Annotated in this window: 22 protein-coding genes; 6 read left to right on the top strand and 16 right to left on the bottom strand. The window is 70.4% G+C overall.

All coding sequences use genetic code 11. The features are described from left to right. Window positions 1-38 precede the first annotated feature (38 nt). Genes QSK45_RS22050 through QSK45_RS22040 form a run of 3 tightly spaced genes read left to right on the top strand, consistent with a single transcriptional unit; the run spans window position 39 to window position 3,582 of the window. Window positions 39-563 carry a PadR family transcriptional regulator gene (locus QSK45_RS22050; protein ID WP_285559485.1) on the top strand — a complete coding sequence of 175 codons (525 nt, stop codon included), beginning with the start codon at window positions 39-41 and terminating at the stop codon, window positions 561-563. Beyond that, window positions 560-1,249 (top strand): ABC transporter ATP-binding protein, encoded by a 690-nt coding sequence (locus QSK45_RS22045; RefSeq protein WP_285559484.1) that lies wholly within the window; start codon window positions 560-562, stop codon window positions 1,247-1,249. The genes QSK45_RS22050 and QSK45_RS22045 overlap by 4 nt, the downstream gene beginning before the upstream one ends. Continuing rightward, window positions 1,246-3,582, top strand: coding sequence for an FtsX-like permease family protein (locus tag QSK45_RS22040; protein ID WP_285559483.1), 2,337 nt, complete (start codon window positions 1,246-1,248; stop codon window positions 3,580-3,582). The genes QSK45_RS22045 and QSK45_RS22040 overlap by 4 nt, the downstream gene beginning before the upstream one ends. Before the next feature lie 59 nt (window positions 3,583-3,641). Here the strand turns inward: QSK45_RS22040 and QSK45_RS22035 are convergent, their stop codons facing one another. Further along, window positions 3,642-4,655, bottom strand: coding sequence for a LysR substrate-binding domain-containing protein (locus QSK45_RS22035; protein ID WP_285559481.1), 1,014 nt, complete (start codon window positions 4,653-4,655; stop codon window positions 3,642-3,644). A gap of 133 nt (window positions 4,656-4,788) precedes the next feature. On the opposite strand from QSK45_RS22035, the gene QSK45_RS22030 reads away from it, so the two are divergent. Both QSK45_RS22030 and QSK45_RS22025 read left to right on the top strand, forming a co-directional pair. Continuing rightward, window positions 4,789-5,343, top strand: a complete 555-nt coding sequence (locus tag QSK45_RS22030; RefSeq protein WP_285559479.1) for a peroxiredoxin — start codon at window positions 4,789-4,791, stop codon at window positions 5,341-5,343. A 3-nt stretch (window positions 5,344-5,346) separates the two neighbouring features. After that, window positions 5,347-5,880, top strand: a complete 534-nt coding sequence (locus QSK45_RS22025; protein WP_285559477.1) for an alkyl hydroperoxide reductase — start codon at window positions 5,347-5,349, stop codon at window positions 5,878-5,880. Between the two features lie 27 nt (window positions 5,881-5,907). On the opposite strand, the gene QSK45_RS22020 is transcribed toward QSK45_RS22025, so the two are convergent. From QSK45_RS22020 to QSK45_RS21995, 6 genes are all read right to left on the bottom strand, one after another. Beyond that, entirely contained in the window at window positions 5,908-7,287 is a 1,380-nt protein-coding gene (locus tag QSK45_RS22020; RefSeq protein ID WP_285559476.1) for an AI-2E family transporter, read from the bottom strand. A gap of 141 nt (window positions 7,288-7,428) precedes the next feature. Then, window positions 7,429-8,121 carry an aggregation-promoting factor C-terminal-like domain-containing protein gene (locus QSK45_RS22015; protein WP_285559475.1) on the bottom strand — a complete coding sequence of 231 codons (693 nt, stop codon included), beginning with the start codon at window positions 8,119-8,121 and terminating at the stop codon, window positions 7,429-7,431. 396 nt (window positions 8,122-8,517) lie between these two features. Next, the gene (phoH2, locus tag QSK45_RS22010; protein ID WP_285559473.1) at window positions 8,518-9,843 is read right to left on the bottom strand and encodes an RNA 5'-3' helicase PhoH2; all 1,326 of its coding nucleotides are present in this window, start codon (window positions 9,841-9,843) and stop codon (window positions 8,518-8,520) included. Between the two features lie 371 nt (window positions 9,844-10,214). Further along, on the bottom strand, window positions 10,215-10,988 hold the full coding sequence (locus QSK45_RS22005) for an isoprenyl transferase (protein WP_285559472.1): 774 nt from the start codon (window positions 10,986-10,988) through the stop codon (window positions 10,215-10,217). Window positions 10,989-11,691: 703 nt separating this feature from the next. After that, window positions 11,692-12,483: a class I SAM-dependent methyltransferase gene (locus tag QSK45_RS22000; RefSeq protein ID WP_285559469.1), complete on the bottom strand. Its 792-nt coding sequence runs from the start codon at window positions 12,481-12,483 to the stop codon at window positions 11,692-11,694. Window positions 12,484-12,527: 44 nt separating this feature from the next. After that, on the bottom strand, window positions 12,528-13,391 hold the full coding sequence (locus QSK45_RS21995) for an LLM class flavin-dependent oxidoreductase (protein WP_285559465.1): 864 nt from the start codon (window positions 13,389-13,391) through the stop codon (window positions 12,528-12,530). Between the two features lie 75 nt (window positions 13,392-13,466). Here QSK45_RS21995 and QSK45_RS21990 point away from each other — a divergent pair, with 75 nt between their 5' ends. Beyond that, complete coding sequence (locus QSK45_RS21990; protein ID WP_285559463.1) at window positions 13,467-13,847, top strand: DUF192 domain-containing protein; 381 nt, start codon at window positions 13,467-13,469, stop codon at window positions 13,845-13,847. Here the strand turns inward: QSK45_RS21990 and QSK45_RS21985 are convergent, their stop codons facing one another. The 9 genes from QSK45_RS21985 to QSK45_RS21945 form a co-directional block, all read right to left on the bottom strand. Further along, on the bottom strand, window positions 13,848-14,195 hold the full coding sequence (locus tag QSK45_RS21985) for a hypothetical protein (protein WP_285559462.1): 348 nt from the start codon (window positions 14,193-14,195) through the stop codon (window positions 13,848-13,850). A gap of 205 nt (window positions 14,196-14,400) precedes the next feature. Further along, complete coding sequence (locus tag QSK45_RS21980) at window positions 14,401-16,644, bottom strand: hypothetical protein (RefSeq protein WP_285559460.1); 2,244 nt, start codon at window positions 16,642-16,644, stop codon at window positions 14,401-14,403. Between the two features lie 16 nt (window positions 16,645-16,660). Then, complete coding sequence (locus QSK45_RS21975; protein ID WP_285559458.1) at window positions 16,661-17,152, bottom strand: hypothetical protein; 492 nt, start codon at window positions 17,150-17,152, stop codon at window positions 16,661-16,663. Window positions 17,153-17,358: 206 nt separating this feature from the next. Next, the gene (locus tag QSK45_RS21970) at window positions 17,359-17,982 is read right to left on the bottom strand and encodes an OmpA family protein (protein WP_285559457.1); all 624 of its coding nucleotides are present in this window, start codon (window positions 17,980-17,982) and stop codon (window positions 17,359-17,361) included. Between the two features lie 7 nt (window positions 17,983-17,989). Continuing rightward, window positions 17,990-18,574, bottom strand: a complete 585-nt coding sequence (locus QSK45_RS21965; protein WP_285559455.1) for a hypothetical protein — start codon at window positions 18,572-18,574, stop codon at window positions 17,990-17,992. A gap of 34 nt (window positions 18,575-18,608) precedes the next feature. Then, on the bottom strand, window positions 18,609-19,199 hold the full coding sequence (locus QSK45_RS21960; RefSeq protein ID WP_285559925.1) for a pilus assembly protein TadG-related protein: 591 nt from the start codon (window positions 19,197-19,199) through the stop codon (window positions 18,609-18,611). After that, window positions 19,196-19,393: a Flp family type IVb pilin gene (locus QSK45_RS21955; RefSeq protein ID WP_285559452.1), complete on the bottom strand. Its 198-nt coding sequence runs from the start codon at window positions 19,391-19,393 to the stop codon at window positions 19,196-19,198. Before QSK45_RS21955 ends, QSK45_RS21960 begins: the two co-directional genes overlap by 4 nt. 125 nt (window positions 19,394-19,518) lie before the next feature. After that, window positions 19,519-20,274: a response regulator transcription factor gene (locus tag QSK45_RS21950; protein WP_285559451.1), complete on the bottom strand. Its 756-nt coding sequence runs from the start codon at window positions 20,272-20,274 to the stop codon at window positions 19,519-19,521. 13 nt (window positions 20,275-20,287) lie between these two features. Beyond that, on the bottom strand, window positions 20,288-21,547 hold the full coding sequence (locus tag QSK45_RS21945) for a sensor histidine kinase (RefSeq protein ID WP_285559449.1): 1,260 nt from the start codon (window positions 21,545-21,547) through the stop codon (window positions 20,288-20,290). Window positions 21,548-21,863 lie beyond the last annotated feature (316 nt).

Below are 21,863 nucleotides of genomic sequence, written 5' to 3'. Positions count from 1 at the left end.
ATACACACCGCGTATACACAGTGTGTAGAGTGCGGCCCATGTCCATCGGTCACACCCTCCTAGGACTCCTGGAGTCCGGCCCGCGCCACGGTTACGACCTCAAGCGGGCCTTCGACGAGAAGTTCGGTCAGGACCGGCCCCTGCACTACGGCCAGGTCTACTCGACGATGTCCCGGCTGCTGAAGCACGGCCTCGTGGAGGTCGACGGCATCGAGACCGGCGGCGGACCCGAGCGCAAGCGGTACGCGATCACCGAGGCCGGCGTCACCGACGTGCAGCGCTGGCTCGCCACCCCGGAGAAGCCGGAGGAGTACCTCCAGTCGACCTTGTACACCAAGGTCGTCCTCGCCCTCCTCACCCATCGCGACGCCGCCGGCATCCTCGACATCCAGCGGGCCGAGCACCTGCGCAGCATGCGTGTCCTGACCGACCGCAAACGCAAGGGCGATCTCGCCGACCAGCTGATCTGCGACCACGCGCTGTTCCACCTGGAGGCCGACCTGCGCTGGCTGGAGCTGACCACCGCGCGTCTGGACAAGCTGCGGGCGGAGGTCGCCGCGTGACCCCTCCCCCCGGGTCCCTGCTCACCGCCAGGGACCTCCGCAAGGCGTACGGCCCGACGGTCGCGCTGGACGGCGCCGAGTTCTCCATCCACCCCGGCGAGGTCGTCGCCGTGATGGGCCCGTCCGGGTCCGGCAAGTCGACGCTGCTGCACTGCCTGGCCGGCATCGTGCCGCCGGACTCCGGCTCCATCACGTACGACGGCCGGGAGCTGGCCGGCATGAGCGACGCCGAACGCAGCGCGCTGCGCCGCAGCGAGTTCGGCTTCGTCTTCCAGTTCGGCCAGTTGGTGCCCGAGCTGACCTGTGTGGAGAACGTGGCCCTGCCGCTGCGGCTGTGCGGCACCCCGCGCAGGAAGGCCGAGCGGGCCGCGCTGACCTGGCTGGAGCGGCTGGAGGTGGACGACCTCGGCGGCAAGCGGCCCGGCGAGGTCTCCGGCGGCCAGGGGCAGCGGGTCGCGGTGGCGCGGGCGCTGGTCACCGCGCCCCGGGTGGTGTTCGCGGACGAGCCGACCGGCGCGCTCGACTCCCTCAACGGCGAGCGCGTGATGGAGCTGCTGACCGACGCGGCCCGCTCCACCAACGCGGCCGTCGTGCTGGTCACGCACGAGGCCAGGGTCGCCGCCTACTCCGACCGGGAGATCGTCGTGCGCGACGGCAGGTCCCGGGACATGGAGCGCGCCGTATGAGCGCCCGCCAGTGGGGCAGGGACCTCGGCCTGGGCTTCCGGTTCGCGTTCACCGGGGGGCGCGAGGGCTGGACCCGGGTGCTGCTGACGGCGGTCGGGGTCGGCCTCGGTGTGGCGCTGCTGCTGCTGACGACCGCGATCCCGACCGCGCTCGCGGTACGGCACGACCGGGACGGCGCCCGCGCGGACTACACCTACGGCCCGCGCCGGCCGAAGGCCGCGAACACCCTGGTGATCGCCGACACCGACACCGTGTTCCGCGGCCGGGGCGTGCGCGGCCGGCTGGTCGAGCCGGAGGGCCCGAAGGCGCCGGTCGCGCCCGGCCTGTCCGCGTACCCGGCGCCGGGCGACATGGTGGTCTCCCCCGCGCTCAAGGAGCTGCTCGCCTCCGGCGACGGCGCGATACTGCGGGACCGGCTGCCGTACCGGATCACCGGCACGATCGGCGAGGCCGGGCTGGTCGGCTCGCGTGAACTCGCCTACTACGCCGGGGCGAAGAACCTCGCCCCCAAGATCAACGGCTATCAGACCGCCCGGATCACCACGTACGGATCGCCGAACAAGGCCCCGGCGACCCGGGCGGACCCGGTGCTGATCCTGCTGGTGCTGCTCGTCTTCGTGGTGCTGCTGATGCCGGTCGCCGTGTTCATCGCCACCGCCGTGCGCTTCGGCGGCGAGCGGCGCGACCGCAGGCTGGCCGCGCTGCGCCTGGTGGGCTCCGACAGCCGGATGACCCGGCGGATCGCGGCGGGCGAGGCGCTGGCCGGATCGCTGGTCGGGCTGGTCTTCGGCACCGGCTTCTTCCTGCTGGGCCGCCGGCTGGCGGGGTCGGTGGAGGTCGTGGGCATCAGCGTGTTCCCCGACTCTCTCGACCCCTCGCCCGCGCTGGCCGCGCTGGTCGCCCTCGCCGTCCCGGCGGCCGCGGTGCTGGTCACCCTGTTCGCGCTGCGAGGCGTGGTGATCGAGCCGCTGGGCGTGGTCCGTACGGCCAGGCCCGCGCGCCGCAGGCTGTGGTGGCGGCTGCTGCTGCCGCTGGGCGGTCTCGCGATGCTCGCCCCGATGATCGGCCAGGGCCGCTCGGGCGGGGACTTCAACCAGTACCTGGTCACCGGCGGCGTCCTGCTGCTGCTCGTCGGCGTCACCGCGCTGCTCCCGTGGGCCGTGGAGGCACTGGTGGCCCGGCTGCACCACGGCTCGGTGGCCTGGCAACTGGCGGTGAGGCGGCTCCAGTTGAGCAGCGGCTCGGCGGCCCGCATGGTGAACGGCATCGCCGTGGCGGTGGCCGGCGCGGTCGCGCTCCAGATGCTCTTCGCGGGCGTCCAGGGCGACTACACCAAGGAGACCGGGAAGGACGTCACCCGGGCGCAGATGCAGGTCAACCTGTCGAAGGGCACCCCCTTCACCGCGGCCGGCGAGCGGTTCGCCGCGACCAGGGGCGTGCGGGCGGCCACCTCGCTGGGCAGTGCCACGCTCGGCGACAGGGACTGGCGGCGCGGGCCCGACACCACGGTGTCGCTGACCGTCGGCACCTGTGCCGCCCTGCGCGAGTGGGCCACGCTGCCGTCCTGCCGCGACGGGGACGCCTTCGTGGCGACGGGCACGGACGACGACTCGTCCACCACCCGGCTCGCCCGGCCGGGCACCACCCTGCACGTCGACACGGCCGACGGCACCGGCCGCGGCGCGGACGTGCGCTGGAGCGTACCGAAGGGGCTGAAGCCGGCCCGCGCGATCACGGGGCCCAACGGGGCGAAGAGCGGCGGCATCCTGCTGACCCGGGCCGCGCTGCCCGATCGGCTGAGCCGCCTGCTGGACGGGGCGGTGTTCCTCTCCCTCGACCCGTCGGTGCCGGACGCGACCGAGTACGTCCGCAACACGGCGGCGAGGGTCGACCCGTTCGCCGACGCGATGACGTGGTCGGCGACGGAGGAGTCCAAGAAGTTCGCCTCCATCCGCACCGGCCTGTACGTCGGCGCCCTGTGCGTGCTGGCGCTGATCGGGGCGAGCCTGCTGGTGACCCAGCTGGAACAGCTGCGGGAGCGGCGGAGGTCGCTGTCGTCGCTGATGGCCTTCGGCACCCGGCGGCGCACCCTGGGTCTGTCGGTGTTCTGGCAGACGGCGATACCGGTCGCGCTCGGTCTGCTGCTCGCCTCGGCCGTGGGGCTGACGCTGGGCTGTGTGCTGCTGAAGATGGTCGGCTCGCCGCTGGGCGTGGACTGGCCGAGCGTGCTGTCGATGACCGGCGCCGGCGCGGCGGTGGTCCTCGTGGTCACCGCGCTGAGCCTGCCGCCGCTGCTGCGGCTGATGCGGCCGGAGGGGCTGCGGACGGAGTGAGACCACGGGGGCGACCCCCTTCGCGGCAGGGCCCCTTCCGTCCGGGAGGGGCCCTCCTGCTACGGCACTCGGCCCCGGTCCACCACCCGCACCGGCAGCACCCGCAGCGCCTCCCGCAGCGCCCCCGCCAGCTCCTCGTACTCGGCACCGCGTGCCGCCCCCGCGCGCATCGCGAGCGCGACCCGGCGGCTCGGGGCGGGGTCGGCGAAGTACCCGGTGAGGAGCTGGCTGCTGCGGGTGGTCTCCAGCTTGAGCGCGGTGCGCGGCAGCAGGGTGCAGCCGAGGCCGCCCGCGACCAGCTGGACCAGCGTGGACAGTCCGGCGGCGGTCGTGGTGACCGGCGCGCCCGCCCGCCGCCCGTCACCCCCCTCGGCCGAGGGGCTCCGCCCCGCCCCCGTCAGTCCGCGGCCCGCGTCCCGGCAGATCTCGAGGGCCTGGTCGCGCAGGCAGTGGCCCTCGTCCAGGAGCAGCAGGTTCAGCTCCTTCAGGGCCTCGCGCGGGATGCCCTCGCGCCCGCCGAGCCAGTGGTCGAGCGGGGTGACGAGCACGAAGTCCTCGTCGAACAGGGGGAGTTCGGTGATGCCGGGGACACCGAGCGGGACGGCGAGCAGCAGCAGGTCCAGGCGGCCGGTGGCGAGGCCGTCGATGAGGCTCGCGGTCTGCTCCTCGTGCACCTGGAGGTCGAGGTCCGGATAGCGCTCGTGCACGAGCCGCAGCACGGTCGGCAGCAGGTACGGCGCCACGGTCGGGATCACCCCGAGGCGCAGCGTCCCGGTGAACGGGGCACGCACCGCCTCCGCCTCCTCCAGGAGTTCGCCGACCGCGTCCAGCACCGCCTTGGCCCGCACCGCGAGCCGTTCCCCCGCGGGCGAGAGCAGTACTTTGCGCGTCGTACGCTCAAGGAGGGTCACTCCGAGTGTCTCCTCCAGCGCCGCGACCGCGCCGGAGAGGGCGGGCTGGCTCATGCCGATGGCCGCCGCCGCGTCCCGGAAGTGCAGATGCTCGGCCACGGCGGCGAAGGCACGCAGCTGTGCGAGGCTCGGCTGCCTCCGCTTGCCGTTACTGACGGCCACTGATAGGTACCTCCGATCAACACGACCGAGTATAGCTATTTCCCTAATCAATGCACCCTGTGCCAACATCGGTAACGTCCAACCCATGGGAATCGCCCCCAAAAGGGGTGATTCTTCGCTGCGAGGAGACCCTGTGCTCACTGTCGGTGACAAGTTCCCCGAGTTCGACCTGACCGCCTGCGTCTCTCTGGAGAAGGGCAAGGAGTTCGAGCAGATCAACCACAAGTCCTACGAGGGCAAGTGGCTGGTCGTGTTCGCCTGGCCGAAGGACTTCACCTTCGTCTGCCCGACCGAGATCGCCGCCTTCGGCAAGCTGAACGACGAGTTCGCCGACCGCGACGCCCAGATCCTCGGCTTCTCCGGTGACTCCGAGTTCGTGCACCACGCCTGGCGCAAGGACCACCCGGACCTGACCGAGCTGCCCTTCCCGATGATGGCCGACTCCAAGCACGAGCTCATGCGCGACCTGGGCATCGAGGGCGAGGACGGCTTCGCGCAGCGCGCCGTGTTCATCGTGGACCCGAACCACGAGATCCAGTTCACGATGGTGACCGCCGGTTCCGTGGGCCGTAACCCCAAGGAGGTCCTGCGGGTCCTGGACGCCCTGCAGACCGACGAGCTGTGCCCGTGCAACTGGAACAAGGGCGACGAGACCCTCGACCCGGTCGCGCTGCTGGCTGGTGAGTGACCCATGTCGCTCGACTCGCTGAAGGCCCGGGTCCCGGACTACGCCAAGGACCTCAGGCTCAACCTGGGCTCGGTCATCGGCAACTCCGACCTGCCGGCGCAGCAGCTGTGGGGCACGGTGCTCGCGACCGCGATCGCCAGCCGTTCCCCGATCGTGCTGCGTGAGCTGGAGCCGGAGGCGAAGGCGAACCTCTCGCCGGAGGCGTACACCGCGGCCAAGTCCGCGGCCGCCATCATGGCGATGAACAACGTCTTCTACCGCACCCGGCACCTGCTGTCCGACCACGAGTACGGCACCCTGCGCGCCGGCCTGCGGATGAACGTCATCGGCAACCCGGGCGTGGAGAAGGTCGACTTCGAGCTGTGGTCGTTCGCGGTCTCCGCCGTCAACGGCTGCGGCTCGTGCCTGGACTCGCACGAGCAGGTGCTGCGCAAGGCCGGCGTGGAGCGCGACACCATCCAGGAGGCCTTCAAGATCGCTGCCGTCGTGCAGGCGGTCGGCGCCACCCTGGACGCCGAGGCCGTGCTGGCCGAGTAGGCCGGTCCCGCTTCACGAGGACCCCGCTCACCCCTGGTGGGCGGGGTCTTCCGCGTTCGGTGCCGCTGTCCCGTCCGCCGCCTCCTCCGCCGTCTCGTCAAGGGCGGGGGAAGCGGTGGGCGGCTGGTTCGACTCCTCGGAGTACTGCCGCAGATAGCCCACCACGGTGTTCGTCACCGCCACCAGCGGTACGGCGACCACCGCGCCACCGATGCCGGCCACCATGCCGCCGGCCGCCACGGTCAGCACCACCGCGAGGGGGTGCACCCGCACCGCGCGGCCCAGGATGAAGGGCTGGAGCACATGCCCCTCGATCTGCTGGACGGCGAGCACCACGACCAGGGTCATGACGGCGGTGAACACGCCCTGGGTGACCAGGGCCACGATCACCGCGAGCGCCCCCGAGGCGACCGCGCCGACCAGCGGGATGAAGGAGAACAGGAAGATGAACACGGCCAGCGGGACCGCCATCGGCACATCGAGGAAGTAGATCCCGATGCCGATGAAGGTCGCGTCGATCAGGGCGACCAGCACCGTGCCGCGGACGTACGCGGTCAGGGTGCGCCAGGCACGCGGACCGGCGCCGGCCACGCCCTCCCGGGCGGCGGAGGGCACCAGTTTCAGGACCCACTGCCAGATGCGCTTGCCGTCGTAGAGCAGGAAGAGCGTCGAGAAGAACACCAGCAGGATGCTGGTCAGGGCCTCCACTATGACCTGAACGCCCTCCAGGCCCGCGGACGTTATCTGGTCGGCGTTGGCGCCGATGGCCTCGCGCAGGTTCTTGGCGATCTGGTTGATCTGCTTGTCGGTGACGTGGAACGGGCTCTTCAGCAGCCAGTTGCGCAGATCGTCGATGCCGGACTGGATCTGGTTGGAGAGCGTGTCGATGTTCTCCATGACCTGCCAGGTCACGAACCAGCCCATCAGGCCGATCACCACGAAGCCGCTGATCGCGGTGAGCGCCGTGGCCGGGCCGCGCGGCACCCCGCGGCGGGTGAGCCGGGCGACCGTCGGCTGCAGCAGCGCGGTGATCAGCAGGGCGATGACGAAGGCGAACACCACCAGCTGGACGGCGCTGATGACCCGCATCAGCACCCAGACGGTGCCCGCGAGCACGAGCAGCCGCCAGCCGGCCTCGGCCGCGACCCGTACTCCCCAGGGCACGGCCTGGGCGGGGTCGGGGCGGGGCGCGGGCGGCGGGGACGCCACGGGACGGCGGGCGTGCGGCACCGCGTCGGCCACGGCATCGGCGGTGTCGGCCGCGGCCGGCTTCGGGCGGGCCGGTCCGGCCGGCGGAACGGGCGCGCTGTCCTCCTGTGCCACCTCCGCCTGCCGGGCGTCCAACCGCTCACTCATCTCGGTGAGACCGGCGCCCAGCCTGCCGAGCCACCCTGGCACTCGCGACATGATCCGTCCTCTTCCCCCGCGTCTTCGGGTGCTCGCCACCACTCCCCCCATGGAGTCGTGCGGTTACGACCGTACAGGGCGAAAGCCCCTTCCCAGAGGACGGGAAGGGGCTGCGCGGGGTTGAGCGTGGCGGGACGGAACTCAGTAGTTGCCGTTGGCCTGCCAGTAGGTCCAGGCGTCACAGGGGCTGCCGTAACGCTCGTTCATGTAGTTCAGGCCCCACTTGATCTGCGTGGCCGGGTTGGTCTGCCAGTCGGCACCCGCGGAGGCCATCTTGCCGCCGGGGAGGGCCTGGACGAGTCCGTAGGCGCCCGAGGAAGGGTTGACCGCGCGGTAGTTCCAGCTGGACTCGTGGTTCACGATGTTGCTGAAACACTGGTACTGACCGGACGGCACGATCTGGCGCGCCATGGCCTGGATCTGCGCGACCGTGTACGAGGTCTGCACGGGGAAGCTGGCGTTGATGTCGCCGCGGCTGGCGGCGGCCTTGGTCTCCGCGCGCTGCTTGGCCTCCTCGGCCGCCTTCTCGGCGGCTGCCTTCTTCGCGATCGCGGTCTCGGCGGCGGCCTTGCGGGCCGCTTCCTCGGCGTCCTTCTTGGCGCTCGCGTCCGCGGCGATGGCCTGCGAATCGGCCTGCTGCGTCAGGGTCGCGGACTGGACCTGGGCCTGCTGACCCGTCGGTATGTCCGCGAGGAGCGTGGTGTCGGCTGCTGCCGTCGGCTCGGCGTCGTTGTTCTGCGCGACGCTGCCCGAGGCAACTCCGACGACGCTTCCGACGGCGGTGACCGCGGTGGCCGAGGCCACTGCGAATCCCCGGACCGAAATCCGGCTCACACGGTTTCCTTCCAGCATCGCCCGCTTCGGTGACCCTGGCGGACGCAATCGTGCCCCTGGCACTGGCCTCCCAACTGCGGGGTCACGGGAGGCACGGGCCCGGTGGGCAACTCCCCGCGGGGAGCGCCGCGTGGTGCGCGGGCGGCATACGACGAACTCTATGGAGTTGGTGTACTTCCGTTGTGCCGCACCGCTGGGGGTGCAGGTGTGTCGTATGCGGGGCCTGACAGGACTGAGACTCTGCCGCAACCGGACGCCGGGTGGCAATTCCGAGTTGCGTGTGAAAGCTCACATCCCGTTTGGCCCAAGGGATTTCCGGAAACCTCCACGCATGAAGGCGCCGCCCGGCTAGGATCTGATGCCTTTGCCGGGCGGCGCCAACTGTGCCAGATCGGCTCAGATATGGCCGTCTTCGAGCATTTCGGTCACCAGGGCGGCGATCTGGGACCTCTCGGACCGGGTCAGGGTGACATGCGCGAAGAGCGGATGCCCCTTCAGCTTCTCCACCACGGCGACGACGCCGTCGTACCGTCCGACGCGCAGATTGTCCCGCTGTGCCACGTCATGGGTGAGTACGACCCGCGAGTTGGCGCCGATCCGGGACAGCACCGTCAGCAGCACGTTGCGCTCCAGCGACTGCGCCTCGTCCACGATGACGAACGCGTCGTGCAGCGAACGGCCGCGGATGTGGGTGAGCGGCAGGACCTCCAGCATGCCGCGCGCGGTGACCTCCTCGATGACCTCCCGGCTGGTGACCGCCGACAGCGTGTCGAACACGGCCTGCGCCCAGGGGCTCATCTTCTCCGCCTCGGTGCCCGGCAGGTAGCCCAACTCCTGCCCGCCGACCGCGTACAGCGGCCGGAACACCATGACCTTCTGGTGCTGGCGGCGCTCCAGGACCGCCTCCAGACCCGCGCACAGCGCCAGCGCCGACTTGCCGGTGCCGGCCCGGCCGCCCATCGAGACGATCCCGACGTCCGGGTCGAGCAGCAGATCGAGGGCGATGCGCTGCTCGGCGCTGCGGCCCTTGATGCCGAACGCCTCCCGGTCGCCGCGCACCAGACGGACGTCGCCCTCCGCGGTGACCCGGCCGAGCGCCTTGCCGCGCTCCGACTGGATGGTCAGGCCGGTGTGCACGGGAAGGTCCGAAGCGCCCGGTACATGGAGGCGCCCCTGCTCGAAGAGGACGTCCACCTGCTCGCCGGGGAGCGTCAGTTCGCTCATCCCGGTCCAGCCGGAGTTCTCCGTGATGGCCAGCTCGGCCCGGTACTCCTCGGCGAGGAGCCCGACGGAGGATGCCTTGATGCGCAGCGGCAGGTCCTTCGACACCACGGTGACGTCGAACCCCTCGGCCTGCAGGTTGCGGGCCACCGCGAGGATGCGGGAGTCGTTGTCCCCCAGGCGGTAGCCGGTGGGCAGCACGCTGGGGTCCGAGTGGTTGAGCTCGACGCGCATGGTCCCGCCCAGGTCCCCGATCGGGATGGGGGAGTCCAGGCGGCCGTACCGCACCCGGTAGTCGTCCAGCAGGCGCAGGGCCTGGCGGGCGAAGTAGCCGAGTTCGGGATGGTGCCGCTTGGCCTCCAGCTCCGTGACCACCACGATGGGGAGCACCACCTCGTGCTCCTCGAAGCGGGCCAGGGCGTTCGGGTCGGCCAGCAGGACGCTGGTGTCGAGAACATAGGTGCGCCGGTCGGGCTTGTGGCGCTTTGTGCTGGTCACCACGGAAGGACGTACCCCCTCGGATGAGGTCGGGGAGCGACGAAGTGGAAGCCGGGCCGGGAGGGCGGGACGGACCGGGCCGGCCGGCGGCCCGTGCGCACGGCGGGCCGGGACCCGGACCCCCGCGGCGGCTTCCGCGCCGGTATCGCACGGTCGTGCTGGTGCAAAGGACCTCCCGGGCGGACGGCCCCTGCCGCCCGCTGAGATCCGACACCCGGGGTTCGGGCGTCGACCTGCTTGCCTTATGCCCTCGAACAAGCGCCGCCATGCAAAAGCGGCCATCGGCACGCCGTGAACTCCTGGTGGCGGCAGGCCGAACGGGATGCGCGAAGGCCCCGCCGGTCACGGCTGCCGGCGGGGCCTTCGCGGTTGTCTCAGCCGCCGAACCGGCGGTGACGTGCGGCGTAGTCGCGCAGGGCGCGCAGGAAGTCGACCTTGCGGAAGGCCGGCCAGTAGACGTCGCAGAAGTAGTACTCCGAGTGGGCGGTCTGCCACAGCATGAATCCGGACAGCCGCTGCTCCCCGCTGGTGCGGATGACGAGGTCCGGGTCGGGCTGGTCGCTGGTGTAGAGATGACGGCCGATCATGTCGATGTCGACGGACTCGGCGAGGTCCTCCATCGCGACACCCTTGTCGTGCGCCTCGAACAGCATGGAGCGCACGGCGTCGGCGATCTCCTGCCGACCGCCGTAGCCGATGGCCACGTTGACCACTATCCCCTTGATGTGGGCGGTGGCCTCCTCGGCTTCCTTGAGAGTGGCCTGGAGACCCGCGGGGAGCAGGTCCATGGCGCCCACGTGGTGCACCCGCCAGCGGCCGTCGGCGACGAGGGTGCGTACCACGTCCTCGATGATGCCGAGCAGGGGGACCAGTTCCTCCTGCGGGCGGTCGAAGTTGTCCGTGGACAGCAGCCACAGGGTGACGACCTCGACGTCGGTCTCGGAGCACCAGCCGAGGAACTCCTCGATCTTGTCCGCACCGGCCCGGTGACCGTGCACCGTGGTGGAGCCGGATGCCTTCGCCCAGCGGCGGTTGCCGTCCATGATGACGCCGATGTGCTTGGGCACCTGGGCGTGGTCGAGGTGGCCCTCCACCCGGCGTGCGTAGAGCCTGACCAGCAGGCCGCGCAGTTTGTCGCGCAGGTTCACGTGGCCCTCCGGGGGGTTGGCGCGGGGTACGTTGCCGGGCCCGTCGAGCCTACCGCCGCCCAAACCCTGCTCTGGCCCTGAGCGTGGCGGGTGGGGCGGGATCGAGACTCCGGTCCTCGCTGTTGGGACGCACGCCGGGTGGTATCCGGTTCCCGGACGGGACGACTCGCCCCGGCCAAGAAAAAACGGGCCGGTCCGTGGGGGGGAGACGGACCGGCCCGAGGGGGGGTTTCCACCATAACCCTTCGTGAGGGCGGATGGGGGCATCGGCGTGCCACAACTACTCTCCGGAGTCGTCCGGGAACACCCTGATGAATTCGGAGCGATGGATTCCGATGCTTTTACCACCGAATCACAGCGGAATCCGAGGCGAACATGGGCGGTAACGATGAAATTCGCAGGAATCCGGAGACTGCCGCCATCCTGGGCCGCTTGGGCGTGTCGACCGCCGATCCCCCCGACGGGCGACCTGGCCGACGAACGGCCGCTTGACGGCTCGGCGCGCACCCCGGGCGGGGTGATCACCTCGCCCACGGCACCGCGCAGCCCCCTCCACTGCGCGGTACCACCCGCGCGGCTTTGCTGGCGCGAATTGCCTTGGTCTGAACTTACGTGACCGGTGGGGCTGGTGTGAACAGAGTCCGATAACGATGTGGACACCGGCGGGGGGCGGCGGGCCCGAGGGAATCCGCGGCGGCCGGGCTCAGCGGTGAGCGGGCTTGCGGACGTCGAAGAGGTGCCGTGAGCTGTGGGCGACGAACGCCCCTTCCCGCTCGATCCGCTCGTGCAGCGACCGGAGTCGGGGCTCGTACGCCTCGACGGTGAAACCCGGCACCATCCAGACCACCTTGCGCAGGAAGTGGACGACGGCGGCGATGTCGTGGAACTCCATCCGCAGCCGCTCCGCCCGCAGCGCGACGACCGCGAGGCCCGCCGCCTCGGCCGCGGCCCGCTCCGCTTCCGGGTCACGCGCGCGGCGCCCGGCCTCCGGCTGCGGCCCGAGGAAATACTCGACCAGCTCGAAGACGCTGGCGGGACCGACGTGCTGGGCGAAGTACGTGCCGCCCGGTCGCAGCACCCGCGCGATCTCGTCCCAGTGCGGCACCACCGGATGCCGGCTGAGCACCAGGTCGAAGGCCCCGTCGGCGAACGGCAGCGGCGCGTCGTCCGGGGCGGCCACGACCACCACGCCGTACGGCCGCAGCAGGGCGGTGGCCTTGGCCGTGTTCGGCGCCCAGCCCTCGGTGGCGGCGACCAGCCCCGGCCGGGCCGGGGCGGCGGTGTCCAGGGCGAAGGCCAGCACCTCCCCGCCCCCGGTCTGGATGTCCAGCGCGGCCTCGGCACCGGCCAGCCGCTCCCCCGCCGAGCGGGCGTATCCCCACGACGGCCGGGCCTCGGTGGCCCGTCCCTCGAACCAGGAGAAGTCCCACCCGTCGGTGGGCACGGCGGCGCCCTCGGCAACGAGGTCGGCGAAGGACCGGCGCGGTGGGGTCATGCGCGCCATGATGGCAAAGGCCGGCGCTCCGGTCCTCCCCTTTTTCACCGCCGCAGCAGCGGCATGACCTCTTCCCCGGCGAACCGCACGAACCCCTCCGGGTCGGGCTCGTCGGCCGTCGGCTGGAGTACGACGGTGTCGGCGCCGGCGTCGGCGAGCCGCCGTACGGCATCGGCGACGGCCGCCGCGTCCCCGGCGACGCCCGCGCCGGGCTGCGCGTCGGTGAGGTCGGCCCGCACACGTTCGGCGGCGTCGGCGCCGGTGGCGGCGAGGAGATAGACGACCACCTTGTGCGGTCCCTCGCGCCCGGCCTCCGTCTGCCCCTCCTCGATGAGCCGGCGGGCCTGTCGGACGCCGTCCGGGGAGGTGGCGGAGGTCAGGAGCGTGCCATCGGCCCTGGCTCCGGAGAGGCGCAGGGTACGGGGCCCGGTGGCGCCGGCGAGGACGGGCACGGGGCGCGGGGGCGGCCAGTCGAGGGCGACGCCGTCGAGGGTGACGTACCGCCCCTGGACGGTGAGCTTCTCCCCGCGCAGCAGGGCCCGCAGGGCGTCGAGATGCTCACCGAGCAGGGTGAGCGGCGAGGCGGCGCGGGCGCCGACCTGTCCCATCCAGTCCTGCACCCCGTGCCCGACGACGACGCTCGCGCGACCCGGGAACATGCGGTGCAGGGCGGCGGTCTCCATGGCGGTCGCCGCGACGTTCCGCAGCGGTACGGGCAGCAGCCCGATCCCCACCCGCAGCCGCTCGGTCCACGCCAGCGCGGCCGCCGCCGTGGAGACACCGCCCTCCAGGAAGCAGTCCTCCCACAGCCACAACTCCTCTAGCCCCACCTCTTCCGCGAGCCGGGCGTACCCCCGCAACCGCTCGGGAGGAAGCTGGGGCCGGAACACAACGCCGAGTGAAGTCATGAGGGCCTTCCTAGCGGGGGATGGGGAAGGGGGCAAACCCTTTACGCGCCGGACGGGTTGACAACGGAGGACACGATGGGACGACGACGCTGGCGGGACGGCCGGGGCCTTCTGCACATCCCCGGATCGGTCCCGGTGCCCCTGGAGTTCGCCACCTCCTACCGTGCCCGCACCAGGGGTCTCCTCGGCCGCGCCTCCGTCGACGGCGCACTGCTCCTCTCCCCCGCCGGCAGCATCCACACCTTCGGCATGCGCATCCCCATCGACGTCGCCTACCTCGACCGTCGCCTCACCGTCCTGGCCGTCCGCACCATGCCCCCCGGCCGCCTGGGCCTGCCCCGCCCGCGCTCCCGCCATGTGCTGGAGGCGGAGGCGGGGACGATGGCGGGATGGGGGTTGCGGGCCGGGGTGCGGGTGGCGGTGTCGGGGGGCGAGGACGCCGTCAGCGACGGCTGATCACTGCGGGAACGGCTTGCCTTCCTTGCAGATGTCCGTCTTCTCGGCGGCGTTCGTGTACGCGGTGATGAGCTTCCTCATCGCGTCGGGGTCCTGATGGTCCGCCGTCTCCATCTGGAACGCGGTGAACAGGTGCGCGCCCAGGAGCTTCTTGCTGGTGCAGTTCCGCGTCTCGCCGAACCCTTCCCAGCCGGAGTAGAGGAACCTGCCGTTGTCGGCTCGGTGGTCGAGCTTGGAATTGTTCTGCCTGCCCACATACGCGTACGTATTGATCTGATTTGTCCACCACAGCGAAGTCTGCACCGGGAAGCGACTGTCGACACGGACCTCGCAGCTTATTCCCCACATGCTTGACATCGTCTGCTTGACCGTCAGATTTCGACCGCCCGGCAGGAACGGCGCCAACGTCTCACTGTCGACTGGAACCCCACACAGGGAGCGCGGGACCGCATACTCGCGCTTCTCCTTATGCTCGCCGCATCCGGACAGCCCGACAAGAAGGGCGGCAGCAGCGGAGACACCGACTACAGGACGCATTCTCGCTCCCCTACATTCATCCCGCAATATCCGCAGTCATACCCGGCTGCTCGCCATTCAAGCGGTTCTGGGCATTGAAATACCCTTGCTGTGCGGAATTCCCTGCCAAGATCACAAGGTCAGGATTCAAGTGGTAACGCTTCACGGCCAACTCTGTCGCCCGCTGCGCATAATCACCGTTGAGCTTCCATCCTTTCTGCCAGACCTTCCCCTCGGTGTCGTGAGCGTGATCGGCCGAATCACCTTGCACGTCCTGGAAAAGCCACTGCAGAGCCGAGCCCGTCGCAGTGCCTGCCGCACCACCCACGATTCCTCCGGCCACGGGAGAACCGATGAACGATGTGCCTACGCCGACGGCCGTGCCGATGCCGCCGGAGATCAGGTTCTGATACTGGGCGACAGCGTGGTCGAACGAATCGTCCTGCCCCTTCGCCGCACTGCCGATGGCCTCCATGCGGCCCTGCCTGAGGATCCCGGAAACCTCGCCACTTCTCTCCGCGACGGTCCCCACGAGAAGTTTGTGATCGCCGGTCCAGCGGTGGTCGGCGGGCAGGTCGGGGTCCAAGTGGTACTGCAGCAGGTTCGACATGTACGCCTTCTGGCCCACCTCGACCGCGGCATATCCCTCGGGATTCTGTCCCACCGCGAACAGGAACTTGTTCGCGTCCGGGCCATCGACGTGGGCCACGGATCCGTCAACCGGGAACAGCAAGTCCTTGTGCGGCAAATTGGTGTTCGCCCGGTTGATGTCCGGCAGGTACTCCGACGCGATCTGCCCGAAGCTGTCGGACATGTAACCGCGGTCCGTGAGAAGTTCGGGCTTGTCGGCGGTGGCGGAGACTATCTCCTCGAACAGGTTGGCCTCGGCGGAGGTGTGGGCCGGGGTGTCGATCGTCGGCATCTCGCCCGCCGGGTGGCCCGTGGTCGCCGCTTCCAGGGCCTGGGCCAGGAAGTTCTGGCCGGCGGTGCTGTGGACGCCGTGGATGTCGTTGGAGTCCATCGGCCAGTGGCGCTGTTTGAAGAGGTAGTCGAAGTTGGACACCGCCGACTTGTGGTGGGAGTCCTGCGGGATGAAGTCGTCGTTGAAGAAGTTCGTGGCGGCTGCGGGGTTGTTGGACAGGCCCTTCAGGTAGCCGTTGAGCGGGTCCCAGCCGCCGTCGCTTCCTTCGAAGTTGAGTTGGGGGCAGATACTCGCCTGCCAGGCCACGTTCCTGCCGTCGTCGGTGTAGAACCGCTCGGTCTTCATCAGCCCACGGCCGTAGTCCGTCATGAACTGGTCGTCGAAGTCGCCGTCGCGCATCAGGTTGCTCATCACCTGGAAGCCGAGGACGTCACCGTGGGTACCGACGGCCTTGTTGCCGGAGGAGATGACCTCCTGTTTCCACGCCGTCATGCCCGCGCTGTCCGACTGGCTCGCGGTGGCCAGGGTCAGGCTGAGGTTCTTCTGGAGTTCGGCGTACTTGTATCCGCGTTCGTAGCCCAGGTGCCCGCCCTCACGGTTGTCGGTGAGACCGAGCCAGAACTTCTCCGTGCCCTTGGCGCCGAGCCGCTCGGCGAACTCCTCGGAGAACAAAGGGTCGTCGTGATACTGCTTCAGACCCTTGTTGATCGCGTCGAAGTCCTTCGCGGTCAGCTTGCCGGGGTCCTTCTTCGCGAGTCTCGCCAGCTCGTCCGCTTCCTGGACGGCCTTCTCCGCTTGATCCCGGTCCTTGTAGACGACTCCGGAGAAGCCGTACTCGCTCTCGTCCACCAGCGCCATGAGGACCTCGGACGCGGTGCTGTCGCTCTTGGCCGCGTTGTTCAGGATGCCTTGCACGCGGTCGCGCAGGGCGTCCTCGTCCGCGACGCTGTGCTCGGGCACCGTCGTCCCGTGCGCGGCGCGGTCGGGGTGGACGGCCATGGTGACGATGAATCCGCCGTCGCCCGACGGGATCACCGTGAGGTTCTTCTTGCGGCCGTCATCCAGCGCCTGGTGCAGCTGCTGCTTGTACGACTTCAGCTCGTTGCGGGTGTCCTGGAGGATGTTGTGGATCGACGTAGCCTCCTTGGTGGCGTCGTCGAACTCACCCGCCGTCTTGCCGATGAACTCCTTGGAGACACCGGCGTTCACCCCGTGCCAGTCGGCCTTGACGGCTTTGTCGTGCAGCCCGTCCCGCGCCTGCTTCTGCAGGTCCGTCAGGTTGGTGACCAGCTGGCCCCAGTCGGTCACCGCGTCGTCGAGCAGCTTGAAGTCGGCCTGGTAGAGGTCTTCGAACTTCACCGAGCGTCCTCACTCACTACTTCTTCTCGGGCTTGGGGGACTCGTAGACCGGGTTCTTCTCGCCCGGCGCACCCACGCGGTCGTCGAAGCCGGCGTCCAGGGTGTCGATGCTGCTCATCGTGCGGGCGATGTAGCCGTCGTCACCGGAGTGGATCTTCTGGGTGACGTGCATGTGGTTGGAGATCTGCGCGCAGGCGTCCAACAGCGACTTCAGCTGGTCCTCCCAGCGCTCGTGGACGTGCCGGAGGCCCTTGCCCAGCATGAACCCCTGCCTGGTGAGATCACCGGCGGCCGACTCGCTCGTCGTCTGCGCCACCCGGGCCTTCTTCCACAGCTGGTTGTACAGGCTGTGGGCTTCCTTGCCGATCGCGGCGAGATCGTCGTTGGTGACCTTCAGGTCCCCGTAGGTGGTGTTCCCCTCGATGGGCGCGACATGATTGAGCTGCATGCGTGTGGAGCCGCGCTCCTTCGCACCGGCTTTGAGCTGTTCCCACTCGTCCCAGGTCATCTCAGTGCCTCCCCCGTGTGGATGCTGTCCTCGTGCGGCCGACTCCCGTGGGTCGCGCACCAGCCGGCGGTCGATGTCAAGTCCACCCCTAACAGAAGCAACTCCCGCACGGTAGCAGCGACCTTGAAGCTTCACGATTCCTGACGAGGGACGCGGTCGGCATGCCTGTCCGTCCCGCGGACCCGCCTTGTCCGCGCGGGCGGTGTTCAGCTCTCCGTACGGGGGAACGACACCTCCACCCGGCGGTTCTTCCGGCGGCCCTCTTCCGTGGAGTTGTCGGCGATGGGGTACTGCTCGCCGTAGCCGCGGACCTCGAAGGTGATGTCGGGGCTGTCGAGGTTCTGGTCGAGGACGGACTGGACGGCGTTGGCGCGTCGGCGGGAGAGGAGGATGCCGTGGGAGGAGGAGCCGAGGTCGTCGGTGAAGCCGAAGACGCGGACCTGGGTGGCGTGTTGCTTCCTGATCTCGTCGGCGATCGCGGCGATGCGGGCCTTGGCGTCCGCGCCGAGCTTCGCGCTGTCCTTGTCGAAGAGGACCTCCGCCTGGAGGGCGAAGGTGACGTCCGCGTTGGTGTCCTCGCGGCGTTCGTCCCCGCTCTGGTCCTCCACGACCGACTTGATGTCCAGCACCTTGGGCGTGGCCAGGGTGGCCCCCTCGGGCAGTTTCAGGTCCGGGTCCTTGGGGTCGATCTTCACCGGCGCGGCGGCGGACGGGGCCGTGTCCGGGGGCGGGGTGGGGTCCGTGTCGGCGGCGTGCGCGGAGGTGAGCGTCGCCGCGAGGAGGAGGGTCGCGGACGCGAGGGTGAGCGCGAGGCGGGGTCGGGTGGTCACGGGGGCCTCAGCCGGAGATGGGGAGGGTGGCGGAGGAGAGGGTGGGCAGTTGGAGGGTCACCTGGGCGACATCCGCCGGCGGGGAGGGGAACTGCATGAACACCGGTAGGGCCTCGCCCGCGCGGAGCGTGCCGAGACCGGTCGTGGTGAGCGGCCGGCCCTCCGTGTCCCGCAGCACGTAGTAGCGCTTCTTGCCCTTCGAGTCGATGAGGGTGGCTCCGCCCAGGGACGGTCCGTTCTTGGTGATCTCGGTTTCGTTGCCGCTCAGCGCGGACGGCACGAGGAGATCCTTGGCCCCGTCGTTCTTCAGGGTCCCGTTCACCGTGACGAAGCCACCGGAGTCCCGTTGCGCGGAGGTGATCCGAAGGAGCAAACCCCCTTCGCCCCTCAGTTCCGCCAGTGGCTGGTCCGACTGGCCCTCCTGGGTGTCCGGCTGGGAGCCACCGGCCTTGGTGGCGGACGTCGAGCTGTGCGGTTTCTTCGCGTCATCACCGCTGCCGCCGCCACAGCCTGCCGTGCCGACGGCCAGTCCGACCGCGAGAGCCAACGCGACCATCCCTCTGCGGGCCTGCGCAGTGAACCGAATGCTCATCGCTCCGCTTCCTTCGTCATCAATCATTCGCATGTCAGCCGTCCAGGTGGACGTCAAAGAGGTCTTCGGGCTTGGGAAGCCCTGAGGGATCGTCCGGTTTCAGGTCCCACACCTTGTCCTTGCAGGTGAGTTGCGGCAGCGTGTCGCCGTCGGCGCCGCCACCGGGAAGCTTGAACGTGCACAGCGGCTCGATCACCGCCACGGCGTGAGCGTTCGACTTCACGTCCTCGGTTCCGGGTACGACCGAATGGCCGACGGACTTGTTGGTCCGCACGTCGACCTGGTACTTCAACGACCCCGGCGCGAAACAGCCACTCAGTTCGGCATCGTTCTGCTGGGCGAGCTGACCGGCTCGCCGGCACGGGTCGGTGAACGGCACGTTGCCGTCGAATATGTCCTGCCACTTCGTCGGGTCGCGCAGCTCCGTGACCCACCGGGCCGCCAGCTGATCCCGTTCGTCCTGCGCCGCGGCGAGCGCCGCCGCGTCGGCCGCGGTCTGCGCGCCGCTCCGGTTCACCGCGGCCTGGCCGACGGCGAGATAGGCCAGAGCAAGAAAGAGCAGGCCTGCCACCACCGTGAGGTAGATGGGGAAGGCCTGCCCGGCGTCGCGACGCGAAGGAATCAGCCGCCGGTGACTTCGGAGATCTTGTTCCTGATCGCGTCGAAGATCGTCTGCCCGATGCTCGTCCCGGTGATCGCCAGCACGATCGCCACCACCACCGCGATGATGCCCAGGTACTCCACCGCGGTCTGCCCCCGGTCGTTCCGGGCGGCGCGGGTCATCAGATACGTCACGGTGGTGTTGAACCATTTGCTCACGGTTGTCCCCTCCAGCTTCGCGTCCGATCGAGGCACCGTACGACGCGGCGCGCCGGCCGGCCGAGGGTCCCAGGGCCCAACCGGGGGCCCAATGCGCGGCGTTGGCGCGTCTCCGGGTCGCCACCTCACGCCACCCCCAGCCATTTCGCCGTGGCCTGGGACCTGGTGGTGGTCTGGAGCTTGGCGAAGATGCGGTTGATGTGGTTCTTGACCGTCTTCTCGCTGATGAAGCACGCGGCGGCGATCTGCTGGTTGGTCATGCCGGACGCGATGAGGTCCATGATCTCCGCCTCCCTGACGCTCAACCGGAACCGTGAGCGGGTCGACTGTCCCACAGAGGATTGCAGTTGTGAAGGAGGCGGGAGGGTATTTTGGACGTCCGCTACGGCGAGTTGGGAGTCCGTGTGTGCAGATGCACTCCCCCGCAACTCGGCCAGTAATGCCCGTGTCGCCCCCGGCGTCACATGCGGCCGGCCCTCGTGGACATCCCGTACGGCCCGTACCAGCTGCTCGGCCGTGAACTCGCCGTGCACCAGGTATCCCCCCGCTCCCAGCCGCAGCGCCTCCCGCACCGTCTCGGCCTCATGGCTGTAGGTGAGCATCATGACCGGCGCGAGGCGCAGCAGGTGGGGCAGTGCCGAGATGCCGTCGACCCCGGGCATGCGGACGTCGAGGAGGACGACGTCGGGGCGGTGCCGGAGCGCGGCCTCGTACGCCTCGCGGCCGTCCGCCGCCTGCGCCACCACGGTGGTGTCCGCGCGGTCGGTGAGCAGCGCGGTCAGCCCCGCGCGCACCACGGGGTTGTCGTCGGCGACCAGCAGCCGCAACCGGGCGGGCGGGAAGGCGGGCGGTGGACCGGGGTCGTGCGCGTGCTGCCGCATGCGGTGCCTCCTTTCAGGGTTCCGGGACCGGCAGGGGGAGTTCCACGCGTACCTCCGTGCCCCGGGTGCCGGTGCCGCGGCCGACGTGGATGCGGGCGCCCGCCTGGGCGGCGCGCTCGGCCATGCCGAGCAGGCCGAAGTGACCGCGGGTGCACAGCTGTTCGAGGGTGGTGCCGGGCGGGAGGCCGCGGCCGTCGTCCTGGATGGTCAGACACAGCGAACCTCGGTGGACGGCTGCCTGTACGTCCACGCGGGTCGCCTCCGCGTGGCGGTGCGCGTTCTCCAGCGCCTCCGTGGCGATGGCGAGGAGGGCGCGGGACACGGGGGCGGGGAGCGGGGGAAGGGAGAGAGGGGGCTCGGGGAAGGTGACCTCCAGGTGGGTGCGGTCGACGAAGTCGGCGACGGTCGAGATGAGTTCGGAACGGAAGGAGGTCGTCCGCCGTTCGTTCCCCGGCCCCGTCAGACCGCTTCCCGGCTCCGTCAGACCGCTTCCCGGCTCCGTCGGATCGCTTCGCCGGCCCATGGGATCGCTCCGCAGGTCCGTCAGAAGTTCGCGGGACTCCGCCGCGGCTCTGCGGGCCGAGCGGGAGACCAGTTCGGCCTGTTCGCGGATGCGGGCGGGATCGGGGGCGGTGGCCGAGGCGGTGGCCGCGAGGCCGTCCGCGGCGAGGGCGACGCCGTAGAGGGTCTTGGCGACCGAGTCGTGCATCTCCCGTGCGAGCCGGGCGCGTTCGGCGCTGACGGCTTCCGCCGCGGCGAGCCGGGCCCGCACCGCAGCCAGCGCCTCCGTGGCGGCGCCGAAGCGGAGCATCAGGCCGCGCAGGGTCGAGCCCATGGCCCCCGCGATCACGCACAGACCGGGCAGCAGCAGCGCCTCGGCCACCGGGGCGGACCGGTCGGCCTTCACGGTGATGTGGACGACGAACAGGACCAGCGCCTGCGCCGAGGCGAAACCGGCCGCCCCGCGCCAGCTGTAGAGCAGGCCGGCGAGGAGGGGGGTGCAGACGCCGACGTAGGCGAGCGTGGTGTCCGGACCGGCCGAGACCAGCAGGAGCGACCCGAAGAGGGTGTCGGCGGCGAGGAGGCTCGGGTGGCGCAGCAGGAGGGGGCCGAAGCGTTCCCAGTCGCGGAACAGGACGTAGGACGCCATGAACGTGACGACCACGGCCGCGCCGACGAGCCGTACGCCCAGGCCGGGCGCGGCGTTCAGGAGCGCCGCCGGAGCCGCTACGACGATCATGGCCAGCCGGAAGCCGAAGACCTGCCGGCACATGGCCTGGAGCGCGCGGATCTGGACTTGCTCGGAGGGAGGTTCGGCGGACGCCGTCGGGTCAGGCGTCCCGGCCCGCGGAGCCCGCGCCGCCGCGGACGGCCACGAGGCCCGCGCGGCCGGCACGGCAGACGCCCACCCCACGTCCGGCCCGGCCCCCGGCCTCCCGGAAACCTCGCCACCCACCCCACCCGGCCCCGCCGAATCCCCCGTCCCGCCCCGCCCGACAGCCCCCCTCACCGCCTCCGGCACAGCAGACGCCCACCCCACGCCCGACCCCGCCCCCGATCCCCCCGGAACCACGCCACTCACCCCACCC

Origin of the sequence: Streptomyces hygroscopicus subsp. hygroscopicus (genome assembly GCF_030269125.1) — a bacterium.
Classification (GTDB): Bacteria; Actinomycetota; Actinomycetes; order Streptomycetales; family Streptomycetaceae; genus Streptomyces; species Streptomyces hygroscopicus_C.
This window is presented reverse-complemented; position numbering and strand designations above follow the sequence as displayed.

Coding starts and splice junctions, on each gene's coding strand:
- QSK45_RS22020 (WP_285559476.1), bottom strand. CDS start 7,287: ATGTCGCGAGTGCCAGGGTGGCTCGGCAGGCTGGGCGCCGGTCTCACC.
- QSK45_RS21965 (WP_285559455.1), bottom strand. CDS start 18,574: ATGAGCATTCGGTTCACTGCGCAGGCCCGCAGAGGGATGGTCGCGTTG.
- QSK45_RS22025 (WP_285559477.1), top strand. CDS start 5,347: ATGTCGCTCGACTCGCTGAAGGCCCGGGTCCCGGACTACGCCAAGGAC.
- QSK45_RS22040 (WP_285559483.1), top strand. CDS start 1,246: ATGAGCGCCCGCCAGTGGGGCAGGGACCTCGGCCTGGGCTTCCGGTTC.
- QSK45_RS22000 (WP_285559469.1), bottom strand. CDS start 12,483: ATGACCCCACCGCGCCGGTCCTTCGCCGACCTCGTTGCCGAGGGCGCC.
- QSK45_RS22050 (WP_285559485.1), top strand. CDS start 39: ATGTCCATCGGTCACACCCTCCTAGGACTCCTGGAGTCCGGCCCGCGC.
- QSK45_RS21995 (WP_285559465.1), bottom strand. CDS start 13,391: ATGACTTCACTCGGCGTTGTGTTCCGGCCCCAGCTTCCTCCCGAGCGG.
- QSK45_RS21990 (WP_285559463.1), top strand. CDS start 13,467: ATGGGACGACGACGCTGGCGGGACGGCCGGGGCCTTCTGCACATCCCC.
- QSK45_RS21950 (WP_285559451.1), bottom strand. CDS start 20,274: ATGCGGCAGCACGCGCACGACCCCGGTCCACCGCCCGCCTTCCCGCCC.
- QSK45_RS21945 (WP_285559449.1), bottom strand. CDS start 21,547: ATGTGCCGGCAGGTCTTCGGCTTCCGGCTGGCCATGATCGTCGTAGCG.
- QSK45_RS21975 (WP_285559458.1), bottom strand. CDS start 17,152: ATGACCTGGGACGAGTGGGAACAGCTCAAAGCCGGTGCGAAGGAGCGC.
- QSK45_RS21985 (WP_285559462.1), bottom strand. CDS start 14,195: ATGTGGGGAATAAGCTGCGAGGTCCGTGTCGACAGTCGCTTCCCGGTG.